Genomic DNA, 2,599 nt, shown 5'->3' with positions numbered 1-2,599 from the left:
GGCCCGCCAGCAGCTCCAGCGCCCGGGCGGCGGCGATGCGGGCGTGGTCCTCACTGTCGATGTAGCTGTACAGATACACGCCCACGTCCAGCCCGGCGTTTGCCGCGCCGCTCAGATTCTGCTCAAAATAAGGGTCGGCCACAATGCTGCCGTCGCCGTTGGCGTAGCCCAGCCGCACGAAGGCGAAGGCATAGCCCGCCGCCTTCACCCGGGGCCAGTCCACATTGCCCTGATACTTGCTCACGTCGATGCCCAAAATCGGGTCCCCGTTCTGGCGCACTGCCACACCACCTGCCGTGTGCCGGACTGGTTGTCCTGGAAATAGCCCAGACCGGACAGACTGCCGTAGGCCGGGTCCGCATAACCGGAGGCTCTGGTGGGGCGGCGGTAGTCGCCGGTGGAGCCGGGCAGCAGCCCCAGCACCCGGCTGCAGGCTGCATAGGCCACGGGGATGCGGGGCACCAGATTGCCCGCAACGCCGAAGATGCTCACCCCCTGGCGGATGTTGTCCGCCCGCAGATTCGCGTCTCCCTGAATGGTCTGGGCCCCGCTCAGATACTGCCCGGCGGCGATGGTCTGGTCGGCCGTGCCCGGCCGGTAGGCGGCCGCACCCCTGGAGGGGATGCTGCCGGTGACCTTCTCGCCCTTTGCATAGCCCACGGCCCCCGCCAGCATCTGACCGGCGGTCACGGTGCCGTCGGCGGTGAAGCTGCCGGTCACGGTTTTGCCGTTGGCGGTGATGGAAACGCCGGTCTTCAGGTTTTCGGGGGCCAGCTTGGCCGCTTCGGCCGCGGGCAGGCCCCCGCCGTTAAAAGTTAAGCGGTTCCCCGTGCGGTAGCACACCACCACGGCCCCGCTCTTGAAAAAGCCGTTCCACAGCGCGTCGCCTGCCGCGGTGGCGGCGGTGCAGGCCTGGCCGTTCACCTGAATGGTATCCCCCGCCGCAAAATCCGCCGTGGCCACAAAGCGCAGGTTGTCGCCGCTGCCGGTGAGGGTATGCACCGTGCCGCTTTTCTGATGAACGTAAAGGCTCACCCCGTTTTCGGCAGCAGCCGCGCCGATATCCTGCGGCGTCAGGGCCAGCTGGGGCTGGTCCTCCTCATCCAGGCGCAGCAAAAGGTTTGCCGCCGCGGCGGTCCAGTTGTCGCCGGGCTGGGTCACCTCGCTGCTCACCCCCACCGAAACATCCCGCAGCGCGGGGCTGCCGTCCCGGTTGTACAGGGTCAGATAGACCTTGCCATCCTGTTCATTCACCTTCAGATCACGAAACAAACGTGCCAAAAAAGCCACCTCCCAAACAAAAAGCCAGCTTCTGCTGGCCGTTCTCGATTGCGTTCAGATCGTTGTAAATCTGCAGCAGCATCCCCTCGATGCGCTCCAGGTCCCGCCAGTCCCACACCAGACTGCCGGGGGAAAAGCTGCGGGTGGAATACTCCGGCCGCGGCTGTACCGCATCGGCCAGCGCCGCCAGATTTTCCTCCACCCGGTTGAAAAAATCCGCCAGCGGAACTCCATCCACAGCATAGTCCTGCATCTGGCTGTAGCCGGGCTTTTGGGTGATCGCCGCCGCCCGCTGCTGCAGATACAGCAGGTTATCCCGGATGCGTTCATAGTCCGGGTCCAGGCGGAAGGCATCCTCCGCCGACCAACTGGTTTTCGGGGCCTGCCATTGGCACGCGCGCACCGGCAAAGCCCCCATAAAATCAGGATACACCCCTGTTCTCCTCCTTTCGCACACCGGGTGTTATTGCATCTTCAACACTTCCCAGCTTCCTTTGGTTCCGCTCGCCCATTTTCTGGTGCGCGGAGAATGCTGGTTCAGCAGATGAAAGGCAACATCCATTCCCGTTCCGCCAAAATTGGCATGCAAGACCAGCCACCAGCTGCCATCCGGCGCATCTGAATTGTTATAAAGCAGATACAATCCGCCGGGTTTGTCATCCAGCAGCAGCTCGCCCTCGTAGATGGTTGATACCGCATTCCCTGCGATTTCTCCGGCATCGATGGTGCGCCACTGATTGTAATAGGTGTTCCACCATCTTGTGGTTCCGAACACATCCGTGATCTGGATGTGATAATCCGTGCGGATCAGTGTTGCTGCCTCGTTGAGCCCCTCCGGCCAGGGATTTACCTTGTGGGTGCTGTCGGTCTGCCAGATGCCCTGCTCCACCTGACCGATATCCGTTGTTCCAAGCGGGAGCAGGCCCTTTCGTTCCATGGCGCGGTCCGCTTTTTGTCCCTGGGCGGCTGTTGCCGCGCCCATCTCAGACAGGGTCCAGGTTACCGCATCGGAGCCATCAAAATAATGCGATGCATTTCCGATCGTAAGAAGAACTCTGTCGGCCAGTTTCTCTGCGCTGTAAGCAGGTCCTCCCGCCATGATCGATCCCGCGTAGCTGTGGCTGTGGCTGGCTGCCGCCGCGCCGATGCCCGCCGCCGTCAGGGTCTTGGCGCCCACCACGCTGCCGTTCACATACAGCACCTGACCGTTGGAAAAGCCGCTCACCTGGGTGTTCTTGCTCACCAGGTTGGGGCCTGCCGGGCCGGTGGGGCCGGTAGCGCCTTGAGGCCCCTGGGGTCCGGTGGGACCAGTGGCGCC

General features: G+C 63.3%; 4 protein-coding genes. All 4 read right to left on the bottom strand.

Translation table 11 applies throughout. The annotated features are described in order from the left end of the window. A partial coding sequence (locus tag J7G73_RS12780; RefSeq protein WP_291246546.1) for a GH25 family lysozyme occupies nucleotides 1–280 on the bottom strand: 280 nt, incomplete at its 3' end. Further along, nucleotides 241–1,281 (bottom strand): hypothetical protein, encoded by a 1,041-nt coding sequence (locus J7G73_RS12775; protein WP_291246545.1) that lies wholly within the window; start codon nucleotides 1,279–1,281, stop codon nucleotides 241–243. The genes J7G73_RS12775 and J7G73_RS12780, both read right to left, overlap by 40 nt. Then, entirely contained in the window at nucleotides 1,262–1,714 is a 453-nt protein-coding gene (locus J7G73_RS12770) for a hypothetical protein (protein WP_143424759.1), read from the bottom strand. Before J7G73_RS12770 ends, J7G73_RS12775 begins: the two co-directional genes overlap by 20 nt. Before the next feature lie 30 nt (nucleotides 1,715–1,744). Further along, the coding region (locus tag J7G73_RS12765; RefSeq protein ID WP_291246544.1) for a collagen-like protein at nucleotides 1,745–2,599 on the bottom strand (855 nt) is incomplete at its 5' end.

The sequence above is a fragment of the Allofournierella sp. genome, assembly GCF_017889395.1.
In the GTDB taxonomy this organism is placed as follows: Bacteria; Bacillota; Clostridia; order Oscillospirales; family Ruminococcaceae; genus Allofournierella.
This window is presented reverse-complemented; position numbering and strand designations above follow the sequence as displayed.